We start from the raw sequence: 15326 nt of genomic DNA on the forward strand, positions 1-15326 counted from the left end.
AACGGCATCGCGGTGCTCGCCTCCGTGCTGTCCTGGGTGATGTTCCCCGTGACCGCCTGGGCGGGCGGCGCGCTCATCGGCCGCGAGCTGGAGAGCGGCACCGCCCGGCTGGCCTGGACCCAGTCGGTCGGCCCCCCCGCGCTGGCTGGCCGCGAAGCTGGCCGCCCCGGCCGCGCTGCTCACCGCCGGCACCGGCGGACTCGTCCTGCTGAACACCTGGGCGCGCGGGGACGGCGACCCCGACCTGGTCGGCGACTGGTACAACCCGGACGCGTTCGTGTCGACGGGCCCGGTGGCCGTGGCCTACGCCCTGGCCGGACTCGCGCTCGGCGCCCTGGCCGGACTCGTGTGGCGCCGGGCCCTGCCCGCCGCCGGCACGGCCCTCGCCGTCTCCCTGCTCCTGCACCAACTCCTGGAACGCCACCGCGAGGACCTCTGGCCGACCGTCAGCCGTATCGCGCCCGGCAGCATCGAACTGCCCCGCTCGGTCTTCCAGGTCACCTGGGACACCCCCACGCCCCACGGCGTCACCATCAGCCACGCCACGTTCCATCCCCGGTCCCACTTCTGGCCCCTGCAGTACGTGGAGACCGGCCTCCTGCTGGCCGTGGCCGGCACCGCGACGGCCACCGCCTTCCTCCTCCTGGCCCGTCGTCTGCCCTGAACCCGGGCCGCGCGTCCTTCCACGGGGGGATGGACGCGCGGTTCGCCGCCTCCCCCTGCGGCCGGAACCGTCCACAGACTGTGGGCGGCCGCCGGGCCGTCGCGCCGCCCCCCGCGAGCCGCCCCCCGCTATCCCGCACGTCATGTCTCCGTAACCGTTGATTCAGACGAGCTTGCGAAGCTCGGCCAATGAATCCCGCCGTGCCCGAGCCTCCCCCGCCCCGCGAGGGTCCCGAGGGAAACGGGAGCACTCATGTGACACCTCCGCTCCCGCCCGCGCTGTCCGACGCGCCCGTGATGCTCGCGGCGCGGAAGAATGGGTCCATGAGCCAGCCGAACACCCAGGCACAGGTCCAGCACGCGCAGCCCTCCGTGGGCTCCATAGCAGCCCACCGCCCGCACACGGTGTCGGCGGCGGTCTCCGACCTGGAACCCGACATCGACGCCGACCTCGACGCGTACGAGGAGTCGCCGTACGACGGGCCCCAGCTGCCGCAGGGCCGCTTCCTCGACCGGGAGCGCAGTTGGCTCGCGTTCAACGAGCGCGTGCTCGAACTCGCCGAGGATCCGAACACGCCCCTGCTGGAGCGGGCCAACTTCCTCGCGATCTTCGCCAGCAACCTGGACGAGTTCTTCATGGTCCGGGTCGCCGGGCTGAAGCGCCGTATCGCCACCGGCGTGGCCACCCGCTCCGCCTCCGGCCTCCAGCCCCGAGAGGTGCTGGAGATGATCTGGGCCCGCTCCCGCGAGCTCATGGCCCGGCACGCCGCCTGCTACCACGAGGACGTCGCCCCCGCACTCGCGGAGGAGGGCGTCCACCTGGTCCGCTGGAACGAGCTGCACGAGAAGGAGCAGGCCCGCCTGTTCACCCTGTTCCGGCACCAGATCTTCCCCGTGCTGACCCCGCTGGCGGTCGACCCGGCACACCCCTTCCCGTACATCTCCGGCCTGTCCCTGAACCTGGCCGTCGTCGTACGGAACCCGGTCACGGGCCACAAGCACTTCGCCCGTGTGAAGGTGCCGCCGCTGCTGTCCCGCTTCCTGGAGAGCTCCCCGGGCCGCTACGTCCCCATCGAGGACGTCATCGCCGCCCACCTGGAGGAGCTGTTCCCGGGCATGGAGGTCCTGGAGCACCACGCCTTCCGCCTCACCCGCAACGAGGACCTCGAGGTCGAAGAAGACGACGCCGAGAACCTCCTCCAGGCCTTGGAGAAGGAGCTCATGCGGCGCCGCTTCGGCCCGCCGGTGCGCCTGGAGGTCGAGGAGTCCATCGACCGGGAGGTCCTGGACCTGCTGGTGCGCGAGCTGAAGATCAGCGAGGCCGAGGTGTACCCGCTGCCGGGCCCGCTGGACCTCACGGGCCTGTTCCGGATCGCCTCCCTGGACCGGCCCGAGCTGAAGTACCGCAAGTTCGTCGCCGGCACCCACCGCGACCTCGCCGAGGTCGAGTCGGCGTCCGCGCCGGACATCTTCGCCGCGCTGCGCGAGCGGGACGTCCTGCTGCACCACCCCTACGACTCGTTCTCCACCTCCGTCCAGGCCTTCCTGGAACAGGCTGCCGGCGACCCGGACGTCCTCGCCATCAAGCAGACCCTGTACCGGACCTCCGGCGACTCCCCGATAGTCGACGCCCTCATCGAGGCCGCCGAGTCCGGCAAGCAGGTCCTGGTCCTGGTCGAGATCAAGGCCCGCTTCGACGAGCACGCCAACATCAAGTGGGCCCGCAAGCTGGAGGAGGCGGGCTGCCACGTGGTCTACGGCCTGGTCGGCCTGAAGACCCACTGCAAGCTGTCGCTGGTGGTCCGCCAGGAGGGCGAGACGCTCCGCCGCTACAGCCACGTCGGCACCGGCAACTACCACCCGAAGACGGCCCGCCTCTACGAGGACCTCGGACTGCTCACGGCCGACCCGCAGGTCGGCGCCGACCTCTCGGACCTCTTCAACCGCCTGTCCGGCTACTCCCGCCGGGAGACCTACCGCCGGCTGCTCGTCGCCCCCAAGTCGCTGCGCGACGGCCTGATCTCGCGGATCACCAAGGAAGTCCAGCACCACCGTGCGGGACGTCCCGCGTACGTCCGCATCAAGGTCAACTCCATGGTCGACGAAGCCCTCATCGACGCCTGCTACCGCGCGGCCCAGGCGGGCGTGCCGGTGGACATCTGGGTGCGCGGCATCTGCGCGCTGCGCCCGGGCGTGACGGGCCTGTCGGAGAACATCCGGGTCCGCTCGATCCTCGGCCGCTTCCTGGAGCACTCCCGGGTGTTCGCCTTCGGCAACGGCGGCGAGCCCGAGGTGTGGTTCGGCAGCGCCGACATGATGCACCGCAACCTCGACCGCCGGATAGAGGCCCTGGTCCGGGTCACCGACCCGGCGCACCGGGCGGCTCTGAACCGGCTGCTGGAGACCGGCATGTCCGCCTCCACCGCCTCCTGGCACCTCGGCCCGGACGGCGACTGGACCCGGCATGCGACCGACGCGGACGGACAGCCCCTGCGCAACGTCCAGGAGATGCTCATAGACGCCCGGAGGCGCCGGCGTGGCACAGCAACACCTTGACCCGACGGATCCCCGGTCCGGGCACGTCGGGCCCGCCCCCACCGGTGAGGCCCTCGCGGGCTATCTGCGGACCCAGGCCACGGAGTTCCTCCGAGCGCTGCGCCTGCACCGGGAGACGGGGGCGGGGGCGCACGGCTCGGAGGGGTCCGCCGAGGCGGCCCGCGCCCTGCGCCGCTCGGCCCGCCGCGTCAGCGCCAGCCTGCACACCTTCCAGTCCCTCCTCGACCCGGACTGGTGCGAGGCGATGCGCCCCGAACTGGCGTGGGTGTCGGGGACGCTGGCGATGGAGCACGCGTACACGGCCCGGCTGGAACGCCTGTTGACGGCGCTGCACCGGCTGTCGGGCTCGACGGCGTTCCCGGCTCCGACGAGTGCGGGGGTGGGCGCGGCGGCACCGCCTTCCAAGGCCGGCGCCCCCGCCCAGGAACGCGGCAACCTGACGGTGGGAGCGGCGAAAGCAGGCGCCCTGCTGGACCGCCAGCTGACCCTCGCCCGCACCCGAGCCCACTCCACGGCCCTGCAGGCCCTGGGCTCCAGCCGCTTCCACGCCATCGCGGACAAGGTCGCCGTCCTGGCCAGCGAGGTCCCCCTCGCCAGGTCCGCCACCGGAACCGACCTGCGCCCCCTGGCCACGGCGGCCGAAGACCGGCTCAGGGACGCGGTCACCACCCTCCCCCTGGTCACCGCCGGCAGCCCGTACAACGCCGCGGCCCTCATCCACGGCCTGTCCCCGGACACGGTCCCGCATCCGCAGGACGCCCCGTGGCACCAGGTCCGCCTGCTGCTGCGCCTGCACCGCTACGCCCGCGAGGCCGTCAGCGGCCCCAAGGGCAACGCCGTCGTCGACCTGCGCCTGCTCTCCGCGGGCCAGGCCCTGAACCGGCACCGCGACGCCTCGGAGGCGGCGGCAGCGGCGGCCCAGGCGGCCCGTACCCCCCGCATCGCCCCGGCCACGGCGTACGCCCTCGGTGTGCTCCACGCCGACCAGCGGCACGAGGTGGAAGCGGCGCGTTTCGCGTTCCAGCAGGCCTGGCAGAAGGAGACCGTCGGCGCGTCATGACCAGGTCCGGCACCAGGAGGCGGTGAAACCGGTGAGCACCCCCAAGGACACCACCGTTCAAGCGGCGGGCTGCGTCCTGTGGCGCCGCTCCCGCGCCACCGGCGAGCCGGAGCTCTGCCTCGTCCACCGGCCGAAATACGACGACTGGTCGTGGCCCAAGGGGAAACTGAAGCGCGGCGAGGAGGCACTCGCGGGCGCACTGCGCGAGGTGGCGGAGGAGACGGGCTGCCGGGCCGCGCCGGGTCCCGAGCTGTCCACCCTGCGCTACTCGGCGAACGGCCGCCCCAAGCAGGTCCGCTACTGGGCGGCCGAGGCCGTGTCCTGCGCGTTCTCCCCGACGGACGAGGTGGACCGGGTCCTGTGGCTGCCGCCCGCCGCGGCCCGCGACCGTCTCACACAGCCCCACGACCGGCCCCTGGTCGACGAACTGCTCGCCGTTCTGCACCTGCCCCGGACGGCCGGCTGACCGGACGGCCCCGTTACGTCCGCGAAAGCGGAATGCCGACGTGCTCTCCCCGTAAGCATTCCGTGACCTCACCAGGCCTTAGGCAGGGGTTCACCCCTCGTTCATGTGCGGCCATCGGCGCCTTCATCTGATCTGCCTAATTTCGGCCTTACCGACGCGAGCCGCGCCTGCCGAGTGCGACCGCGTCCGCGCCACTCAGACTCCGCACGCCGCCGATCAGGACGGCGGCTCCTGGAAGGAACTCAAGTGAAGCTTCAGCGCATGAACCGGCGGGCCCTCGCTCTCGGTGCTCTCGCCGTCTCCGGCGCCCTGGCCCTCACGGCGTGCGGCTCCGACGACACCGGCGGCAACAGCGACGGCGGTTCCTCCAACGCCGCCGCGCCGAGCAACGTCAAGTGCGACGACGCCAAGGGCCAGCTGCTGGCCGACGGCTCGTCCGCGCAGAAGAACGCGATCGACGCCTGGGTGAAGCAGTTCACCGCCGCCTGCCAGGGCGTGCAGATCAACTACAAGGGCGGCGGCTCCGGCGCCGGTGTCACCGCGTTCACCCAGGGCCAGGTCGCCTTCGCCGGCTCCGACTCCGCGCTGAAGCCCGAAGAGGTCACCGCCTCCAAGAAGGTCTGCTCCGGCGGCCAGGGCATCGACCTGCCGATGGTCGGCGGCCCGATCGCGGTCGGCTACAACGTCGACGGCGTGGACAACCTCGTCCTGGACGCCCCGACCCTGGCGAAGATCTTCAACAACCAGATCACCAACTGGAACGACAAGCAGATCCAGAAGCTGAACCCCGACGCGAAGCTTCCGGACCTCAAGATCCAGGCCTTCCACCGCTCGGACGACTCCGGCACCACGGACAACTTCACCAAGTACCTGATGGCCACCGCCAAGAGCGACTGGCCCTACGACGGCGGCAAGACCTGGCAGGCCAAGGGCGGCCAGTCCGCCTCCGGCTCCTCCGGTGTCGCCCAGCAGGTGAAGCAGACCAACGGCGCCATCGGCTACTTCGAGCTGTCGTACGCCAAGGACGGCCTGAAGACGGTCGACCTCGACACGGGCGCCGCCCAGCCGGTCAAGGCCACCGTCGAGAACGCCACCAAGGCGATCTCCGAGGCCAAGGTCGTCGGCACGGGCAAGGACCTCGCCCTGGAGCTGAACTACGGCACCAAGGCCGAGGGCGCCTACCCGATGGTCCTCGTCACGTACGAGATCGTCTGCGACAAGGGCAACAAGGCCGACACCCTGCCCGGCACCAAGGCGTTCCTGCGCTACATCGCCTCCGAGGACGGCCAGAAGATCCTCGCCGAGAACGACTACGCGCCGATCCCCGCCGACATCATCTCCCAGGTCCGCACCACCATCGAGGGCCTGAGCTGACCCGAGTGCGGTCCGGTCCCCTCCCCGGGGCCGGGCCGCACCGTCCGGTGCACCGCCGCCAGTGGCCGTACCTCCGTTACGGCTCCGCAGACCGGAGAACCTGATGGGCACACCCACACAGACAATCGAGACACCTCCCCCCGCTTCGCAGCCGACCGCCGACAAGCGCGCCGCGCGCGGGGCCACCCGGCCCGGAGACCGGATCTTCCTCGCTCTCTCCCGCGGCTCGGGCATCCTGCTGCTGGTGATCATGGCCGCGATCGCGGTCTTCCTCACCTACCGCGCCTCCCTGGCGATCAGCAAGGACCAGGGCAACTTCCTCACGACCTTCCAGTGGGACACCAACCTCGTCCCGCCGGACTTCGGCATCGCCGTCCTGGCCTTCGGCACGGTCGTCTCCTCGATCGTCGCCATGGTCATCGCGGTGCCGGTCGCCGTCGCCATCGCGCTGTTCCTCACGCACTACGCCCCGCGCCGGATGCGCGGCCCCATCGCGTACGTGATCGACCTGCTCGCGGCCGTGCCGTCCATCGTCTACGGCCTCTGGGGCGCCCTCGTCCTCGTGCCGCACATGAACGGCCTCTTCGGCTGGCTGAACGACTACCTCGGCTGGACCGGCATCTTCTCGTGGCAGGGCGGCGCCCCCCGCTCGATGCTGACCGTCGGCATCCTGCTCGCGATCATGATCCTGCCGATCATCACCAACGTGAGCCGCGAGGTCTTCCGCCAGGTCCCGCAGATGCACGAGGAAGCGGCCCTGGCGCTCGGCGCCACCCGCTGGGAGGTGATCCGCATGGCGGTCATCCCCTTCGGCCGCTCCGGCGTCATCTCCGCCTCGATGCTCGGCCTCGGCCGCGCCCTGGGCGAGACCATGGCCGTCGCCACCGTGCTCTCCCCGACCTTCGACATCCAGGCCAGCCTGCTCGACCCGGGCGGCGGCACGTTCGCCCAGAACATCGCCAGCAAGTTCGGTGAGGCCACCGAGTTCGGCCGGGACGCGCTGATCGCCTCCGGTCTGGTCCTGTTCGTCATCACCCTGCTGGTCAACGGCGCGGCCCGCGCGATCATCGCCCGCCGCAAGGAGTACTCGGGGGCCAACGCATGAGCACCGCAACCCTGACCCCGAAGGGCCCCAGCACCCTGCGCGGTGCCCGCCTGCCCAAGTGGTCGCCGTACGCCATCGCCGGCGGCTCGATCGCCCTCGCGATCGTCATCGGCCTCGTCGGCGGCCTGCACAGCCGCGTCCAGTGGGGCCTGATCGCCGCGATCCTCTACGTCGTCGGCACGTACGGCATCGCCTCCGCCGTCGAGGGCAAGCGGCAGGCCAGGGACCGCATCGCGACCTCCCTCGTCTGGGTCGCCTTCCTGCTCGCCGTCGTCCCGCTGGCCTCGCTGGTCTGGTCGACCGTCGTGCGCGGTGTGAAGGTCCTCGACCTGTACTTCCTGACGCACTCCATGGGCGTCGTCGCCGACACCGAGCCCGGCGGCGGTATCTACCACGCCATCCTCGGCACCCTGGAGCAGGTCGGACTCGCCACGGTGATCGCCGCGCCGATCGGCGTGCTCACCGCGATCTACCTCGTCGAGTACGGCCGGGGCAACCTCTCCAAGGCCATCACGTTCTTCGTGGACGTCATGACCGGCATCCCGTCGATCGTCGCGGGCCTGTTCATCCTCAGCCTCATGCTGATGTTCGACATGCAGCCCTTCGGCTTCGCCGGCTCGCTGGCCCTGGCCATCCTGATGATGCCGGTCGTCGTGCGCTCCACGGAGGAGATGCTCAAGCTCGTCCCGAACGAGCTGCGCGAGGCCTCCCTGGCGCTCGGCGTCCCCAAGTGGCGCACCATCCTGAAGGTGGTCCTGCCGACCTCCCTCGGCGGCATCACCACGGGCATCATGCTCTCGATCGCCCGCATCACCGGTGAGACCGCCCCGGTCCTGCTGCTGGTGTGGGGCAACGCGTTCATCAACGCCAACCCCTTCGAGGGGGCGCAGGCCTCGCTGCCGCTGTACATCTACCAGCAGTACGCGAACAGCGCGGGCTCCGGTGCGGCGTACGACCGCGCCTGGGCGGCGTCGCTCACCCTGATCGCCTTCGTGATGCTCCTGAACCTGGTGGCCCGCGGGATCGCCCGCTGGAAGGCCCCGAAGACCGGTCGCTGACGCGTCAATCTGCGGCTACCGCCGCGCGGGGCCACACAGCGACCCCCAGACTTTTTGGAAGTGAAGTAGTCATGGCCAAGCGAATCGACGTAAGCGGACTGACCGCCTACTACGGCTCCCACAAGGCGATCGAGGACATCTCGATGACCGTCGAGCCGCGCTCGGTGACGGCGTTCATCGGCCCGTCCGGCTGCGGCAAGTCGACGTTCCTGCGCACGCTGAACCGGATGCACGAGGTGACCTCGGGCGGCCGGGTCGAGGGCAAGGTGCTGCTGGACGACGAGGACCTCTACGGCACGGGCATCGACCCGGTGTCGGTCCGCCGCGAGGTCGGCATGGTGTTCCAGCGCCCGAACCCGTTCCCCACGATGTCGATCTTCGACAACGTCGCGGCGGGACTGCGGCTGAACGGCAACTACAAGAAGAGCGAGCTCTCCGACATCGTCGAGCGCTCCCTCAAGGGCGCGAACCTCTGGAACGAGGTCAAGGACCGCCTGAACAAGCCCGGCTCGGGCCTGTCCGGCGGCCAGCAGCAGCGTCTGTGCATCGCGCGGGCGATCGCGGTCGAGCCGAACGTCCTGCTCATGGACGAGCCCTGCTCGGCGCTCGACCCGATCTCCACGCTCGCGATCGAGGACCTGATCGGCGAGCTCAAGGAGCGCTTCACGATCGTCATCGTGACGCACAACATGCAGCAGGCGGCGCGCGTCTCCGACCGCACGGCCTTCTTCAACCTCGCGGCGGTCGGCCAGCCCGGCAAGCTCATCGAGATCGACGACACGGAGCGCATCTTCTCCAACCCGTCCATCCAGGCCACGGAGGACTACATCTCCGGCCGCTTCGGCTGATCCCGCCTGCCGAGTCTCCTCGCGGTGCTGCATGGCGGTGCCACCGCGAGGCCGAAAAAGGGCCCGCCCCCGGCTCCCGGGGGCGGGCCTTTCGTCTGCGTCCGGTGCGCTACAGGAACGCCAGCTTGACGATCCCGTACGACGCCGCGGCCACCAGCGCGGCGGCCGGCATCGTGATGAACCAGCCGAGGATGATGTTCTTGGCGACACCCCACCGCACGGCGTTCACGCGCTTCGTCGCGCCGACACCCATGATCGCGGACGTGATGACGTGGGTCGTGGAGATCGGCGCCTTGAACAGGAACGCCGAGGTGAACATGATCGTCGCGCCCGTCGCCTCCGCCGCGAAGCCCTGCGGCGGGTCCAGCTCGATGATCTTCCGCCCCAGCGTCCGCATGATCCGCCACCCACCGGCGTACGTCCCCAGCGACAGCATCACCGCACAGGCGATCTTGACCCACACCGGGATCGGATCGCCGTAGTCCTCGACATCGGCGATGACGAGCGCCATCACCACGATGCCCATGGTCTTCTGCGCGTCCTGCAGACCGTGCCCCAGCGCCATGCCGGCCGCCGAGACGGTCTGCGCGATGCGGAACCCGCGCTTGGCCTTGTGCGGGTTCGCCTTCCTGAATATCCACAGGATCGCGGTCATCACCAGATAGCCGGCCAGAATGCCGACCACCGGAGACACGAACATCGGGATGACGACCTTCTCCAGCACTCCGTGCCAGTAGACCGTCGTCCCGCCGGCCAGCGCCGCCCCGACCATCCCGCCGAACAGCGCGTGCGAGGAGGAGGAGGGCAGCCCGAAGTACCAGGTGATCAGGTTCCAGACGATCGCGCCCACCAGCGCGGCGAAGAGGATGCCCATCCCCTTCGACCCGGTCGGTGTCTGGATCAGCCCCTCACTGACGGTCTTGGCGACCCCGGAGCCCATGAAGGCACCGGCGAGGTTCATCACCGCCGCCATGGCCAGCGCGGCCTTCGGCGTCAGCGCCCGCGTCGAGACGGACGTGGCGATCGCGTTCGCCGAATCGTGAAAGCCGTTGGTGTACGTGAAGAAGAGCGCGACCCCGATGGTCGCGACCAGAGCGAAGGTGTCCATGAAGGGCTCAGGACTCCTTGACGGCGATGGTCTCCACCGTGTTCGCCACGTGCTCGAACGCGTCCGCCGCTTCCTCCAGCACGTCCACGATCTGCTTGAGCTTCAGCACCTCCATGGCGTCGTACTTGCCGTTGAAGAGGTGCGCCAGCAGCTTGCGGTGGATCTGGTCGGCCTGGTTCTCCAGCCGGTTGACCTCGATCCAGTACTCGGTGAGGTTGTCCATCGTCCGCAGATGCGGCATCGCCTCGGCCGTGAGCTCGGCCGCGCGCGCCAGCACCTCGATCTGCTGGTCGACGCCCTTGGGCAGTTCCTCGACGTTGTAGAGGACGACCAGGTCGACGGCCTCCTCCATGAAGTCCATGATGTCGTCGAGGGACGAGGCGAGGGAGTAGATGTCCTCGCGGTCGAACGGCGTGATGAAGGAGGAGTTCAGCTGGTGGAAGATCGCGTGCGTGGCATCGTCACCTGCGTGTTCCGCTGCCCGCATACGCTCTGCGATCTCGGCCCGGGCGGATGCGTCCGCTCCGAGCAGTTCCATCAGGAGCTTCGAGCCCGTGACGATGTTGTCCGCGGAGGCGGCGAACATGTCATAGAAGCTCGTCTCCCTGGGGGTCAGACGAAAGCGCACGTGGGGTCCTCGGGGTGCTTCGGTTTCGGTCAGGCTGATGCTAGGCGCATCATCCAGCCACGGCTATCGGGCCGCCCACCAGTGTCGCCCATCAAGCACAGTGATGAGCACGGGGGCGGTTCCAGGGCCGTATACCCAGGAAAGTTCGGTACCATATACCCACCAGGGGTATATGTCGGCCCACCGCCCACCAGGAGGACGCGATGACGGACGTGACCGAAACGACAGATGTCGCACATGTCACCACCGGCACCGCGGGTGCGGACGTGACGGACCACGACCACGGCGTGCACGGGTACCACAAGCAGAAGGACGAACACCTCAAGCGCCTGCGCCGCATCGAGGGCCAGATCCGCGGCCTGCAGCGCATGGTCGACGAGGACGTCTACTGCATCGACATACTCACCCAGGTCTCCGCCTCCACCAAGGCCCTGCAGTCCTTCGCCCTGCAACTGCTGGAGGAGCACCTTCGGCACTGCGTCGCCGACGCGGCCGTCAAGGGCGGTGACGAGATCGACTCCAAGGTGAAGGAGGCGACCCAGGCGATCGCCCGCATGCTGCGGACGTGAACCCCGGCCCGGGCCGGGAGCACGCCCGGGTTCAGCGCCTGACGGAGTCCCGCTCCTCGGCCACTTTCAGCACCTCGTCGATGCTCTCCAGGCTGAGCCGCTCCTGAGCGGCCGAGGCCGCGATGATCAGCTCTCCGCACAGTTCGATCTCGGCGAGGGCCACGTGGTCCTGAACTGCCGTACCGCCGACCGGAGCCACGTGCATCACCTCGTCTCTGCCGTTACCGGATTCCTAGAGTAGGGAGCGGCCCACACGCCGCGCATGGCACGGACGGGCTAGTTCACGCCGGTCACTCCTCGGCGATCTTGCCCGCGTAGATGTCGTCGGGTCGGGGCAACCGTACGCGCGCCGGGGCCCCGAAATCGTAGAGCAGCGTGGTCGAGGCGACGGCCACGGGGCTCTTCTGCTGCCCGTTCAGGAAGCTGAAACGGTGTCTGACCTTGCGGATGCGTCCCTCGTCGTCGAGGTAGGCGTCGAAGGGCACGTCGGCGGTGGCGAACCCCTTGGCCGCCGCCTTCAGGGGCCCCTTGTTCCCCTCCGAGGCACGCCGGGCCGCGTCACCGAGGTCCGCCGTCCCCCGGTAGTGCCGCACTCCGGTTCCCGCGACCTCCGTCCTGCCCACATACGTCGCCGTCCGCGTCCCGAGCAGCACCTCGGCCGCGGTGAACGGATCGGTGGCCCCGCCGGTGACGAGGTTCCCGTCGGACAGGGTCCGCGTGTCCACCCGCACCCACTTGTCCGGCGGCACACCGGCGCCCCGGTTCTTCATGAACAGCGCGCCCGGCACGAGCAGTTCGGTGATCGGCCGGCGCTTCGCGGCCCCCGCGGGATCCTGCGGCAGCAGCACCTTCAGCTGCCCCATCCGCTTGCGGAAGTCGTAGACCCCGCCGCCCCGGATGGTCACCCGGGTCCCGCCGGCGGCCATCTCCATCGACGTACGGGCCTTGGAACTCCCCGCCTCGACGAGACGGCCGGCGGCCTGCCGCAGCGCGACGACCGCGTCCCCGCCGCGGGAGTCCCCGGCGACCGCGTCACCCCCGGAGCACCCCGCGGTGCCCAGCCCCGCCCCGGCCAGGAACCCGGCCGCGACGACCGCCGCGCCCGTCCGCCTGTGCCGCCGTTCCCGCTGCCGCCCAGTCATCGCCTGCCTACCCCCAGCCGGTACGTCCGTCACGGGCCCCCTCGTTGTTCCGGTTAACGACGGGTATGTGCCCCCGTCACGCGAGCCCGCGCCAGGCGCCATACGAACCCTTTACCTGGGGTGGGTAACGTTGCCGGCGTGGCGCAGCAGGACGGGCCGGAACCTCCCCCCAACCTCCCGGAACACCGCACGACGACCATGGAGAAGGGCCCTTTCTGCATGGCCCACTGCGTCTGCGGCTGGCGCGGCCCGGCACGAAGAGCCAGAAGCCAGGCGCGTACGGACGCGGAGAAGCACACGACGGGCTGAGCCTCGTGGTGGACGCCGCCCGGCCGCGCCCGAACCATGGAACCCCCGTCCCCGTCCCCCCGTCTCCCAGGACGGAACCACCGGGAGGCCCCATGGAACGGCGCACGATCCTCACAGCCGGCACGGCGGCGGTCGCCGCGGCCGCAACCCCCTTCACCACCGCCTGCACACCGTCGGGCACCCGCTCCGGGGCCACCGTCACCAAGACCTCGCGCACCACCACGACCTCGAGATCCACCGCCGCCGACTGGTCCGCCCTGGCCCGCGACCTCGACGGCCCCCTCGTCCGCCCGGGCGACGCCGACTGGCCCGCGGCCCGGCAGCTGTACAACACCCGCTTCGACCACCTGAAGCCCGCCGCCGTCGCGTACGTGTCCCACCCGGACGACATCCGCACGACCCTGGCCTACGCCCGCGCCCACGCCCTGCGCGTGGCGATCCGCAACGGCGGCCACTCCTACGCCGGCTGGTCCTCCGGCGACGGCCGTCTGATCATCGACGTCTCGAAGCTCAACCGCGTCCGGGCCTCCGGCACCACCGCGGTGGTCGGCGCCGGCGCCAAACTCATCGACGTCTACCGGGCCCTGGCCGCGAAGGGCGTCACGATCCCCGCCGGCTCCTGCCCGACCGTCGGCGTCTCGGGCCTCACCCTCGGCGGCGGCCACGGCGTGGTCTCCCGCGCCTACGGCCTGACCTGCGACAGCCTCACCCAGGCCACCCTCATCACCGCCGACGGCAAGCAGCTCACCGCCGACTCCCACGAGAACAAGGACCTCTTCTGGGCCCTGCGCGGCGCCGGCAACGGCAACTTCGGCGTGGTCACGGAGCTGCACTTCACGACCCACCCGGCCCCGCAGGGCGTCTCGGCGTACCTGTCCTGGCCTGGTCGAAGGCGGCGGCGGTGGTGAAGGCCTGGCAGGAGTGGGGCCCGTCACAGCCCGACGAGATCTGGTCGTCCCTGCACCTGGCGAGCGCCGCGGGCGGCACCCCGACCGTCTCCGTCTCGGCGTTCTCCCTCGGCACCCACGGCGAACTGCAGAACGCCGTCGACCGCCTCGCCGACCGCGTCGGCGCCCCGGCCCGCAGCGTCTCCCTGAAGCGACGGTCCTACGAGGAGTCGATGGAGGTGTACGCGGGCTGCTCCGCGTTCCCGACGGACGCGCAGTGCCATCTGCCCGGCTCGACCCCGGGCCGGTCCCCGAAGGGCGCGCTGGGCCGCGAGACGTACGCAGCGGCGTCGGACTTCTTCGACCGCTCCCTCTCCGCGGCCGGCATCCGCGCGCTGCTGTCCCAGATCGGTTCGGTGCGCGGCGGCACGGGCAGCATCGCGCTGACCGCCCTCGGCGGAGCGGTCAACCGCGTCTCCCCCACGTCCACGGCGTTCGTCCACCGCCGCTCCCGCATGCTGGCCCAGTACATCGCCGCGTGGCGGGCGGGCACCAGCGGTACGACGGCCCGCGACTGGCTGGCCTCCGCCCACCAGGCGATGCGCCCCCACGCCTCGGGCGCGGCCTACCAGAACTACACGGACCCGACCCTGACCGACTGGCGCAAGGCGTACTACGGGGATGCGGCGACCCGCCTGGCCAAGCTGAAGAAGAGTTACGACCCCAACCGCTTCTTCACCTGTCCGCAGGCGCTGTAAGCCCCCTAGGCGGCGAGGTCCCTCTCCGAGGCTCGCTCGTTGCGAGCCTCGGGGATCACGGTGTCCTCCCCTTCGGCCCGCCCTCCGCGCCGCACCAGCCATCCCACCCGGGGCGACCGCTCGACGGCCTTGACCACGGGCGTCAGCAGGGCCATGGCGAGCGGCGACAGCAGCAGCGCCACGGCCGTCCCCAGCGCGAACCCACCCACGACGTCCGTCGGGTAGTGCACGCCCATGTAGACGCGGATGAACCCGCCGAACAACGCCAGCACGAGCCCGACGAGCCCGAACTTCCGGTTGGCGACGAACAGGCCGACCGCCAGCGCCATGACGATCGTGGCGTGGTCGCTGACGAACGAGTAGTCGGTCTTGCCCTGGACGAGCACCTCGAGCCCCTGGTGGTCCAGGAACGGCCGGGGCCGCTCCACGAAGCCCCGTATGGGCACGTTCACCAGCACGGCGATACCGGCGGCCAACGGCGCCCAGACCAACGCCGCGACGGTGGACGCCGCGTCCTCGCCGCCCCGCCGCCGCACGGACCACCAGCAGCCCACCACGAGCAGGACGATGGCGAGCAGCAGCCCGTACTCACCGACGTACTCCATGACGCGGTCGAACCAGGCCGGCGCGTCCTTGGCCAGGCCATTGATGTCGTACAGCAGGTCGACGTCGGGGTTCGACCCGGAATCGGCGAGTCCAGCCATGGCGCTGCGGCCCCTTCGTCGTCTCTCTCCCGGCGCACCTGTGCGTGCGCCGCTGCTGCCACCCCCGTGGTTGTAGATCCGCTTCCGCCGC

At 70.5% G+C, this 15326-nt stretch carries 14 protein-coding genes and 1 pseudogene; 10 read left to right on the forward strand and 5 right to left on the reverse strand.

Annotation, left to right across the window (positions count from 1 at the left end; translation table 11 throughout):
* Positions 1 to 277 precede the first annotated feature (277 nt).
* From CEB94_RS40955 to pstB, 8 genes are all read left to right on the forward strand, one after another.
* The gene (locus CEB94_RS40955) at positions 278 to 664 is read left to right on the forward strand and encodes a hypothetical protein (protein WP_246111844.1); all 387 of its coding nucleotides are present in this window, start codon (positions 278 to 280) and stop codon (positions 662 to 664) included.
* Between the two features lie 323 nt (positions 665 to 987).
* A complete protein-coding gene (locus tag CEB94_RS19005) occupies positions 988 to 3219 on the forward strand; it encodes an RNA degradosome polyphosphate kinase (RefSeq protein WP_175433382.1) in 2232 nt (743 codons plus the stop codon).
* The gene (locus CEB94_RS19010; protein ID WP_175433383.1) at positions 3200 to 4279 is read left to right on the forward strand and encodes a CHAD domain-containing protein; all 1080 of its coding nucleotides are present in this window, start codon (positions 3200 to 3202) and stop codon (positions 4277 to 4279) included. Before CEB94_RS19005 ends, CEB94_RS19010 begins: the two co-directional genes overlap by 20 nt.
* Positions 4280 to 4310: 31 nt before the next feature.
* Positions 4311 to 4745, forward strand: coding sequence for an NUDIX hydrolase (locus CEB94_RS19015; RefSeq protein ID WP_175433384.1), 435 nt, complete (start codon positions 4311 to 4313; stop codon positions 4743 to 4745).
* 246 nt (positions 4746 to 4991) lie between these two features.
* A complete protein-coding gene (gene pstS / locus CEB94_RS19020) occupies positions 4992 to 6119 on the forward strand; it encodes a phosphate ABC transporter substrate-binding protein PstS (protein ID WP_175433385.1) in 1128 nt (375 codons plus the stop codon).
* Between the two features lie 103 nt (positions 6120 to 6222).
* Positions 6223 to 7224: a phosphate ABC transporter permease subunit PstC gene (pstC, locus tag CEB94_RS19025; protein ID WP_175433386.1), complete on the forward strand. Its 1002-nt coding sequence runs from the start codon at positions 6223 to 6225 to the stop codon at positions 7222 to 7224.
* A complete protein-coding gene (gene pstA, locus CEB94_RS19030) occupies positions 7221 to 8282 on the forward strand; it encodes a phosphate ABC transporter permease PstA (RefSeq protein ID WP_175433387.1) in 1062 nt (353 codons plus the stop codon). The genes pstC and pstA overlap by 4 nt, the downstream gene beginning before the upstream one ends.
* Before the next feature lie 71 nt (positions 8283 to 8353).
* Positions 8354 to 9130, forward strand: coding sequence for a phosphate ABC transporter ATP-binding protein PstB (gene pstB, locus CEB94_RS19035; protein WP_175433388.1), 777 nt, complete (start codon positions 8354 to 8356; stop codon positions 9128 to 9130).
* Positions 9131 to 9239: 109 nt separating this feature from the next.
* Here the strand turns inward: pstB and CEB94_RS19040 are convergent, their stop codons facing one another.
* Positions 9240 to 10238 (reverse strand): inorganic phosphate transporter, encoded by a 999-nt coding sequence (locus tag CEB94_RS19040; protein ID WP_175433389.1) that lies wholly within the window; start codon positions 10236 to 10238, stop codon positions 9240 to 9242.
* A gap of 7 nt (positions 10239 to 10245) precedes the next feature.
* A complete protein-coding gene (locus CEB94_RS19045; RefSeq protein ID WP_175433390.1) occupies positions 10246 to 10866 on the reverse strand; it encodes a DUF47 domain-containing protein in 621 nt (206 codons plus the stop codon).
* Between the two features lie 203 nt (positions 10867 to 11069).
* Here CEB94_RS19045 and CEB94_RS19050 point away from each other — a divergent pair, with 203 nt between their 5' ends.
* A complete protein-coding gene (locus tag CEB94_RS19050) occupies positions 11070 to 11435 on the forward strand; it encodes a metal-sensitive transcriptional regulator (protein WP_246111845.1) in 366 nt (121 codons plus the stop codon).
* Between the two features lie 31 nt (positions 11436 to 11466).
* Here CEB94_RS19050 and CEB94_RS19055 read toward each other — a convergent pair whose 3' ends face one another.
* Entirely contained in the window at positions 11467 to 11634 is a 168-nt protein-coding gene (locus CEB94_RS19055) for a hypothetical protein (RefSeq protein WP_175430194.1), read from the reverse strand.
* Positions 11635 to 11725: 91 nt separating this feature from the next.
* Positions 11726 to 12577 (reverse strand): SCO4651 family lipoprotein, encoded by an 852-nt coding sequence (locus CEB94_RS19060; protein WP_175433391.1) that lies wholly within the window; start codon positions 12575 to 12577, stop codon positions 11726 to 11728.
* A 401-nt stretch (positions 12578 to 12978) separates the two neighbouring features.
* Between CEB94_RS19060 and CEB94_RS19065 the strand changes: the two are divergent.
* A pseudogene (locus CEB94_RS19065) lies at positions 12979 to 14531 on the forward strand (FAD-binding oxidoreductase).
* A gap of 5 nt (positions 14532 to 14536) precedes the next feature.
* On the opposite strand, the gene CEB94_RS19070 reads toward CEB94_RS19065, so the two are convergent.
* Complete coding sequence (locus CEB94_RS19070) at positions 14537 to 15235, reverse strand: phosphatase PAP2 family protein (RefSeq protein WP_175433392.1); 699 nt, start codon at positions 15233 to 15235, stop codon at positions 14537 to 14539.
* Between the last annotated feature and the right edge of the window lie 91 nt (positions 15236 to 15326).

The organism is Streptomyces hawaiiensis (genome assembly GCF_004803895.1).
Classification (GTDB): domain Bacteria; phylum Actinomycetota; class Actinomycetes; order Streptomycetales; family Streptomycetaceae; genus Streptomyces; species Streptomyces hawaiiensis.

Excerpts from the sequence above, each read along its gene's own strand:
- CEB94_RS19005 (WP_175433382.1), top strand. The coding sequence starts at position 988 with ATGAGCCAGCCGAACACCCAGGCACAGGTCCAGCACGCGCAGCCCTCC.
- pstC (WP_175433386.1), top strand. The coding sequence starts at position 6,223 with ATGGGCACACCCACACAGACAATCGAGACACCTCCCCCCGCTTCGCAG.
- pstA (WP_175433387.1), top strand. The coding sequence starts at position 7,221 with ATGAGCACCGCAACCCTGACCCCGAAGGGCCCCAGCACCCTGCGCGGT.
- pstB (WP_175433388.1), top strand. The coding sequence starts at position 8,354 with ATGGCCAAGCGAATCGACGTAAGCGGACTGACCGCCTACTACGGCTCC.
- CEB94_RS19040 (WP_175433389.1), bottom strand. The coding sequence starts at position 10,238 with ATGGACACCTTCGCTCTGGTCGCGACCATCGGGGTCGCGCTCTTCTTC.
- CEB94_RS19050 (WP_246111845.1), top strand. The coding sequence starts at position 11,070 with ATGACGGACGTGACCGAAACGACAGATGTCGCACATGTCACCACCGGC.
- CEB94_RS19060 (WP_175433391.1), bottom strand. The coding sequence starts at position 12,577 with ATGACTGGGCGGCAGCGGGAACGGCGGCACAGGCGGACGGGCGCGGCG.
- CEB94_RS19070 (WP_175433392.1), bottom strand. The coding sequence starts at position 15,235 with ATGGCTGGACTCGCCGATTCCGGGTCGAACCCCGACGTCGACCTGCTG.